General features: G+C 43.4%; 8 protein-coding genes. All 8 read right to left on the bottom strand.

The window, feature by feature from the left end; translation table 11 throughout:
* Positions 1–83 precede the first annotated feature (83 nt).
* Positions 84–4,112 (bottom strand): DNA-directed RNA polymerase subunit beta, encoded by a 4,029-nt coding sequence (rpoB, locus tag DK857_RS18325; protein WP_109395545.1) that lies wholly within the window; start codon positions 4,110–4,112, stop codon positions 84–86.
* Between the two features lie 350 nt (positions 4,113–4,462).
* Positions 4,463–4,828, bottom strand: coding sequence for a 50S ribosomal protein L7/L12 (rplL, locus tag DK857_RS18330; protein ID WP_023583093.1), 366 nt, complete (start codon positions 4,826–4,828; stop codon positions 4,463–4,465).
* A 63-nt stretch (positions 4,829–4,891) separates the two neighbouring features.
* Positions 4,892–5,389, bottom strand: coding sequence for a 50S ribosomal protein L10 (gene rplJ, locus DK857_RS18335; protein WP_006534706.1), 498 nt, complete (start codon positions 5,387–5,389; stop codon positions 4,892–4,894).
* Between the two features lie 326 nt (positions 5,390–5,715).
* Complete coding sequence (gene rplA, locus DK857_RS18340) at positions 5,716–6,417, bottom strand: 50S ribosomal protein L1 (RefSeq protein WP_098941727.1); 702 nt, start codon at positions 6,415–6,417, stop codon at positions 5,716–5,718.
* 4 nt (positions 6,418–6,421) lie between these two features.
* Positions 6,422–6,850, bottom strand: coding sequence for a 50S ribosomal protein L11 (gene rplK, locus DK857_RS18345; protein WP_109395546.1), 429 nt, complete (start codon positions 6,848–6,850; stop codon positions 6,422–6,424).
* Positions 6,851–6,996: 146 nt separating this feature from the next.
* The gene (nusG, locus tag DK857_RS18350; RefSeq protein ID WP_004246900.1) at positions 6,997–7,542 is read right to left on the bottom strand and encodes a transcription termination/antitermination protein NusG; all 546 of its coding nucleotides are present in this window, start codon (positions 7,540–7,542) and stop codon (positions 6,997–6,999) included.
* Between the two features lie 7 nt (positions 7,543–7,549).
* The gene (secE, locus tag DK857_RS18355; protein WP_006534701.1) at positions 7,550–7,927 is read right to left on the bottom strand and encodes a preprotein translocase subunit SecE; all 378 of its coding nucleotides are present in this window, start codon (positions 7,925–7,927) and stop codon (positions 7,550–7,552) included.
* A 272-nt stretch (positions 7,928–8,199) separates the two neighbouring features.
* Positions 8,200–8,287: EF-Tu C-terminal domain-related protein (locus tag DK857_RS18360; RefSeq protein WP_000507907.1), on the bottom strand; the 88-nt coding region annotated here is incomplete at its 5' end.

An 8,287-nucleotide genomic window follows, 5' to 3' on the forward strand; every position in this document is an offset into this window, starting at 1 on the left:
ACCCCTGTCATTCACCCCTTTAAACCAGTGTAGTCACTGTTTGACAGACTGCCATTTTTAGCAGTCTGTCTATATGGAATACGTTATTCGTCTTCCAATTCGATGTTGATACCCAGTGAACGGATCTCTTTCAACAATACGTTGAACGACTCTGGCATACCTGGTTCCATCTGATGGTTACCATCAACGATGTTTTTGTACATTTTGGTACGACCGTTAACGTCATCCGACTTAACAGTAAGCATTTCTTGAAGAGTATATGCTGCACCGTATGCTTCCAGTGCCCACACTTCCATCTCCCCGAAACGCTGTCCACCAAACTGTGCTTTACCACCAAGAGGTTGCTGAGTAACCAAGCTGTACGAACCGGTAGAACGGGCGTGCATCTTGTCATCAACTAAGTGGTTCAGTTTCAGCATGTACATGTAACCAACAGTTACTGGACGCTCAAATTGCTCACCTGTACGACCATCGAAAAGTGTAATCTGCCCAGAAGTTGGAAGATCAGCTAATTTCAGCATCTCTTTAATTTCCATTTCTTCTGCACCATCGAACACTGGTGTTGCGGTTGGCATACCTTTTTTCAGGTTTTCAGCCAGACGTAACACTTCTTCATCGCTGAAGGTGTCCAGATCAACTTTCTGACGAGGTGCCATACCCAGATCGTAAGCTTTCTGGATAAATTCACGTAACTTAGCAACTTCTTGTTGCTGTTTCAGCATCGCGTTGATCTTATCACCGATACCTTTAGCAGCCATACCCAAGTGAGTTTCAAGGATCTGACCGATGTTCATACGTGATGGTACACCTAGTGGGTTCAGTACGAGGTCTACTGGATTACCGTTTTCATCGTATGGCATGTCTTCAATTGGGTTAATCTTAGAGATAACACCCTTGTTACCATGACGACCCGCCATCTTATCACCAGGTTGGATCTGACGTTTAACAGCCAGGTAAACCTTAACGATTTTCAGCACACCAGGTGCTAAATCATCACCTTGAGTGATTTTACGACGTTTAGCTTCCAGTTTCTTCGCGAACTCAGCTTTCAGTTCATCATACTGTTCAGCTAATTGTTCTAACTGGTTTTGCTTCTCTTCATCCGCAATACCCAGCTCTAACCAACGTTCACGAGGTAATTTGTCTAATTTCTCAGCTTCAATACCGCCAGCAATCAGAACACCACGGATACGAGCGAATAGACCAGCTTCAAAAATACGCAGTTCTTCAGTTAAGTCTTTCTTAACTTCACGTAACTGTGATTCTTCGATTTCTAATGCACGTTTATCTTTTTCTACGCCATCGCGGGTGAATACTTGTACGTCGATAACTGTACCAGACACACCATTAGGAACACGTAGAGAAGAATCTTTAACATCAGACGCTTTTTCACCGAAGATAGCACGTAGCAGTTTCTCTTCTGGAGTCAGTTGAGTTTCACCTTTAGGCGTTACTTTACCAACCAGAATGTCACCGCCTTTCACTTCAGCACCGATATAAACGATACCTGATTCATCCAGTTTAGATAACGCTGCTTCACCGACGTTCGGGATATCAGCAGTGATCTCTTCAGGCCCTAACTTAGTATCACGAGAGACACAAGCGAGTTCTTGAATATGGATAGTAGTGAAACGGTCTTCTTGAACGACACGCTCAGATACAAGGATGGAGTCCTCGTAGTTATAACCATTCCATGGCATAAATGCCACGCGCATGTTTTGACCTAATGCTAGCTCACCAAGGTCTGTTGAAGGACCATCAGCTAACACGTCACCACGATCAACAGGTTCACCTAAAGATACGCAAGGAGTTTGGTTAATACATGTGTTCTGGTTAGAACGAGTGTATTTAGTCAAGCTGTAGATATCGATGCCCGCTTCACCAGCGTAAGTCTCTTCTTCGTTAACTTTGATAACGATACGAGAAGCATCAACATACTGAACAACACCACCACGTTTAGCAACCGCAGTAACACCGGAGTCAACCGCTACTGCACGTTCCATACCTGTACCTACTAGTGGTTTATCACCACGAAGTGTAGGAACAGCCTGACGTTGCATGTTCGCACCCATCAATGCACGGTTGGCGTCATCGTGTTCAAGGAATGGGATCAGTGAAGCACCGACAGAAACAACCTGTTGAGTTGAAACGTCCATGTACTGAACTTGGTCACGACTAAATAAGCTTGACTCACCTTTATGACGGCAAGTAACTAATTCTTCAACAAAATGATTGTCATCGTCTAGTACGGAGTTAGCCTGAGCAATGATGAAGTTACCTTCTTCGATTGCAGACAGATAGTGAATTTCATCTGTTACAGCGTTGTTTTCAACAACACGGTAAGGCGTTTCTAGGAAACCGTACTCGTTAGTCTGTGCATAAACAGATAATGAGTTGATAAGACCGATATTTGGACCTTCAGGCGTTTCGATTGGGCACACACGACCGTAGTGAGTTGGGTGTACGTCTCGAACTTCGAAGCCTGCACGTTCACGGGTCAAACCACCTGGGCCTAATGCAGAAATACGACGTTTGTGCGTAATTTCTGATAGCGGGTTATTCTGATCCATAAACTGTGATAACTGGCTAGAGCCAAAGAATTCTTTGACAGCAGCAGAAATCGGTTTTGCGTTGATCATATCTTGTGGCATTAATGCATCAAGATCGCCTAAAGACAGACGTTCTTTAACTGCACGTTCAACACGCACCAGACCAACACGGAATTGGTTTTCAGCCATTTCGCCAACAGAACGAATACGACGGTTACCTAAGTGGTCAATATCATCCACTTCACCTTTACCATTACGGATATCAATCAGTTTTTTCATTACGTCAATGATATCTTCTTGGCTCAGGATGCCAGAACCTTCAACTTCGTCACGGCTTAACGAACGGTTGAACTTCATACGACCCACAGCAGAAAGATCATAACGATCTTCAGAGAAGAATAAGTTCTCAAATAAGTTTTCTGCAGCTTCGCGTGTAGGTGGTTCACCAGGACGCATCATGCGATAGATTTCAACTAACGCGCTTAAACGATCGTTTGTAGGATCGACGCGAACAGTTTCTGAAATATAAGCACCATGATCTAAATCATTGGTAAACAGAGTTTCAATCGTTTTATGACCAGCTTGACTTAAGCGAGCTAACACATCTAAAGAGATTTCCATGTTAGCGGCACAAATCAGTTCACCTGTCGCTTCATCAATATAGTCACGAGCAACCACTTTACCTGCAATGTATTCAACAGGTACTTCAATGCGGTCAACTTGCTCTTTTTCTAATTGACGAATATGGCGAGCGGTAATACGACGGCCTTTTTCGACATACACTTTGCCGTTTGCTTCAATATCAAATGAAGCAGTTTCACCACGCAGACGTTCAGGCACTAATGTCATCATCAGCTTGTTGTTGCTGATTTCAAACAATGTTTTTTCGAAGAATAATCCTAAGATGTCTTCAGTGCTGTAGTTCATTGCGCGTAAAATGATAGTCGCAGGTAATTTACGGCGACGGTCAATACGGACAAAAAGGTTATCTTTAGGGTCGAATTCGAAGTCTAACCATGAGCCACGATAAGGGATAATACGTGCGTTATATAGTACCTTACCTGAAGAGTGTGTTTTACCTTTGTCACTATCAAAGAACACACCAGGGCTACGGTGTAACTGGGAAACGATAACACGCTCAGTACCATTGATAACAAAAGTACCATTATCGGTCATTAATGGGATTTCACCCATATAGACTTCTTGTTCTTTGATGTCTTTAACGGTGCCTTCTGGGGCTTCACGTTCATAAATGACCAGACGCAGTTTTACACGCAGAGGTGCTGAGTAAGTTACACCGCGGATCTGACATTCTTTAACATCAAAAACAGGCTCGCCTAAGCGGTAGCTGACATATTGTAATTCAGCATTACCACTGTAGCTTTGGATAGGAAATACGGAACGGAAAGCGGCTTCCAGACCGTTTTGACCATCAGGATCTTGCTCGATGAACTTCTGGAACGAGTCAAGTTGGATAGAAAGGAGATAGGGAACATCCAGAACTTGTGGACGTTTACCAAAATCCTTACGAATACGTTTTTTCTCGGTATAGGAGTAAACCATAGGGTTCCTCAGCTCGCTGAAAAGTGACCCACTCTGCCTGTCCTTAACTTTTAAGGATGGCTCGACATTCTGCTAACACTGTTTTTTTGTAGGTAGGAAAACAACTATTTTCCGAATATTCATTGCTATTACTCTTAAATCATTTCATTGTGTTGAGCTCACTACCGAGCTTTCGAGAACGTGGATCGTAGTGATTAACACAGTATATTAAGTCGTCAATAGCAAAAAATATTAAAGTAATGAGACACCAAAAAAGTGTGAAAAAGTGACTCTTACCTTACAGCGCAAAAAGGCTGGTGACCAAAAAATCACCAGCCATCAGCCGTTAGGCTGCACTCTGGGAAGTTAAATTATTTAACTTCAACCTCAGCGCCTGCTTCTTCCAGAGCTTTCTTCAGAGCTTCAGCATCATCTTTGCTTACGCCTTCTTTCAGAGCTGCTGGTGCAGATTCTACTAAGTCTTTAGCTTCTTTCAGGCCAAGACCGGTAGCGCCACGTACTGCTTTGATTACTGCTACTTTGTTACCGCCGATAGCTTTCAGGATAACGTCAAATTCAGTTTTCTCTTCAGCAGCTTCTGCTGGACCCGCAGCAACAGCAACAGCTGCAGCAGCAGATACACCGAATTTTTCTTCCATCATAGAGATCAGTTCAACAACGTCCATTACAGACATTTCAGCAACTGCGTTTAAGATATCGTCTTTAGAAATAGACATAACAAGTGTTCCTAAAATTCAGAAAAAGTTTATACGTAAATAAAGCAACGAAGAAATTGGCTATTAAGCAGCTTCTTTCTGATCGCGCAGAGCAGCCAGAGTGCGAACCAATTTGCCTGCAGAGGCTTCTTTCATGGTTGCCATCAGGCGTGCGATTGCTTCATCGTAAGTTGGGAGTGTAGCCAGACGATCGATGTTCGAACCTGGGATAAACTCACCTTCAAAGGCAGCCGCTTTAATCTCGAATGCTGGGTTCGCTTTCGCGAAATCTTTGAACAGACGAGCTGCAGCGCCCGGATGTTCAGCAGAAAATGCAATCAAGGTTGGACCAACAAATGCATCTTTCAGGACTTCATAAGAAGTACCTTCAACAGCACGACGCAGAAGAGTGTTACGTACTACACGTACAGTAACGCCAGCTTCACGACATGCTTTACGCAGTTCGGTCATTTTAGCTACAGTAACGCCACGGGAATCCGCAACAACTGCAGAAAGCGCACCTTTGGCAACTTCGCTGACTTCAGCAACAATCGCTTGTTTGTCTTGAAGATTTAGTGCCATTAGCTTCTTGCTCCTGGATTAACCGAGTAAAAACTCGGGACTCACATCACTTATTACCACAATGGTATAAGCGCTAAAACACGGTGAGTAGAATCCAGAATATATAATTCTTTATTGGCTCTCTCACCGTCTACGCAGGAAAATTAAGTAATTACTTACACCTGCGGTCTTGGACGGGGTCTGGATAGGCCAGACTCCAACCGAAATTCAGAGAATTTAGTTATGTAGACTTAAATAAAATGCAACATAGCTAAACTCAAGGCGTCAAATTCTATACAAATTTGACGCCAAGGTAAAGTCTTTTATGACTTTAGTCTAATCTAAGATTAAACTGTCGCGCTTAAGCTAGCTTGATCAATCGCAACACCTGCACCCATAGTGGTAGACAGGCTTACTTTCTTGATATAAACGCCTTTCGCTGCTGATGGTTTTGCTTTTTTCAGAGCAACCAGCAGAGCTTCTAAGTTTTCTTTCAACTGAGTTTCGTTGAAATCAACTTTACCGATAGTGGTATGGATAATACCATTTTTGTCGTTACGGTAACGAACCTGACCAGCTTTAGCATTTTTAACTGCTTCAGCAACGTTAGGAGTTACAGTACCCACTTTCGGGTTTGGCATTAAGCCACGTGGGCCAAGGATTTGACCTAATTGACCTACAACGCGCATTGCATCTGGAGATGCGATAACAACGTCGAAGTCCATTTCGCCAGCTTTAACTTTAGCAGCTAAGTCGTCCATACCGACTAATTCAGCGCCTGCTTCTTTAGCAGCTTCTGCATTTGCACCTTGTGCGAATACAGCAACGCGAACTGAACGGCCAGTACCGTGTGGAAGTACAGTTGCACCACGAACGTTTTGATCTGATTTACGTGCATCGATGCCAAGGTTAACAGCAACGTCAACGCTTTCAACGAATTTAGCAGTAGCCAGTTCTTTCAGTAAAGCAACTGCTTCAGCAATTTCGTACTGTTTAGTTACTTCAACTTTCTCACGGATATTGCGCATGCGCTTGGTTAGTTTAGCCATCAGATTAATCCTCCACTACCAGGCCCATGGAACGAGCAGTACCTTCGATTGAACGCATCATAGCTTCAACGTCAGCACCAGTCAGGTCCGCAGCTTTAGTTTCTGCGATTTCACGAACTTGAGCAGAAGTAATTTTACCTACTTTATCTTTGTTCGGTTTGCCAGAACCTGATTTCACGCCCGCAGCTTTCTTCAGCAGAACTGCTGCTGGAGGAGTTTTGGTAACGAAAGTGAAAGAACGGTCAGCGTAAACTGTAATAACAACAGGAATTGGTAAACCTTTTTCTACGCTTTCAGTTTTAGCGTTGAATGCTTTACAGAATTCCATGATGTTAACACCTTGTTGACCCAGAGCTGGACCAACTGGTGGACTTGGATTAGCCATACCTGCAGAAACCTGCAGTTTGATATAGGCTTGGACTTTCTTAGCCATTAATTAATTCCTCAATGTGGGTATATCGCCCGGCTAGGGCTCCCCGATTTTACTTTGTTCTGTCTTATGACAAAACAACTCAAAACGAAAGGTGGAAAATTGTAGATAACTTTTCCACCTTTTGCAAGAAAGCAACGTAAAAAGGTTTAACCTTTTTCAACCTGACTAAAGTCTAATTCAACTGGTGTTGCACGACCAAAGATTGATACAGAGACTTTTAAGCGGCTTTTTTCGTAATCAACTTCTTCAACAACACCGTTAAAGTCAGCGAATGGACCGTCGCTAACACGAACCATTTCACCTGGTTCAAACAGTGTTTTAGGACGCGGTTTATCACCAACTTGTTGTAGGCGATTCATAATCGCATCAACTTCTTTATCGCTAATTGGTGCAGGTCTGTCAGACGTTCCGCCAATGAATCCCATAACACGAGGTACATTACGTACTAAGTGCCAAGTTGCATCGTTCATGACCATTTGGACAAGAACATAGCCTGGGAAAAATTTACGCTCACTTTTGCGACGCTGACCGCTACGGATCTCAACCACTTCTTCGGTTGGAACCATAACTTCGCCGAATGAGTCTTCCATTTCGTTTAATTTGATATGTTCACGCAGAGACTGTGCTACACGGCCTTCAAAGCCTGAAAAAGCCTGAATGACATACCAGCGTTTTTTTGGAGAATCAGTCATGAACACCTCACAGGCCAGTAATAAAGGAAACAAAACGAACCAGAATGCCATCCAGTCCCCAAAGAACTAATGACACAATAGCCGTCACCGCAGCAACAATCAGGGTTGTCTGCAATGTTTCTTGACGTGTTGGCCATACTACTTTACGCATTTCAATGCGCGCTTCGCGAGCAAATGCTAATGTTGCTTTACCTTGTGTTGTCCACAACGCGAACCCACCCGCTGCTACGAACAAAGCAACAACAGCTAAAGCTCGTAACGCTAGGTTAAATTCACGGTAAAGATAGTTGCCACCCACCGCTACTGCCAGCAATAAAACGGTAATGATCCACTTAGCGATATCACCACCGCGTTTGCTATCTTGAGCTCCGCTATTCGCACTCATAAATTAACCTGTCATATGATGTAAATAAATAGCCAGCTTGCCTCGCAAGAGCAAAACAAATCAGACTAACCATAAAATCAACTATGATTGCATCTGACACAGTGTCATATCTCTATGACATTCGTATCTGCAAGATACTGGACTCGATTCGTTGTATCAGAGCCTATCTCACCAATAATTTACAACAAACTAGTGATGAGATAGGTTCTTTTTCAAACAACGCATAAAAAGGGCATCAATTGATGCCCTTCTCTAGGAAATTACGCGAGTAATTAACCTAATACTTTAGCAACAACGCCCGCACCTACTGTACGGCCACCTTCACGGATAGCGAAACGTAAACCGTCGTCCATCGCGATT

The organism is Proteus terrae (genome assembly GCF_003144325.1).
In the GTDB taxonomy this organism is placed as follows: domain Bacteria; phylum Pseudomonadota; class Gammaproteobacteria; order Enterobacterales; family Enterobacteriaceae; genus Proteus; species Proteus terrae.

Coding starts and splice junctions, on each gene's coding strand:
- secE (WP_006534701.1), bottom strand. CDS start 7,927: ATGAGTGCGAATAGCGGAGCTCAAGATAGCAAACGCGGTGGTGATATC.
- rplA (WP_098941727.1), bottom strand. CDS start 6,417: ATGGCTAAACTAACCAAGCGCATGCGCAATATCCGTGAGAAAGTTGAA.
- rplK (WP_109395546.1), bottom strand. CDS start 6,850: ATGGCTAAGAAAGTCCAAGCCTATATCAAACTGCAGGTTTCTGCAGGT.
- rplL (WP_023583093.1), bottom strand. CDS start 4,828: ATGTCTATTTCTAAAGACGATATCTTAAACGCAGTTGCTGAAATGTCT.
- rplJ (WP_006534706.1), bottom strand. CDS start 5,389: ATGGCACTAAATCTTCAAGACAAACAAGCGATTGTTGCTGAAGTCAGC.
- nusG (WP_004246900.1), bottom strand. CDS start 7,542: ATGACTGATTCTCCAAAAAAACGCTGGTATGTCATTCAGGCTTTTTCA.
- rpoB (WP_109395545.1), bottom strand. CDS start 4,112: ATGGTTTACTCCTATACCGAGAAAAAACGTATTCGTAAGGATTTTGGT.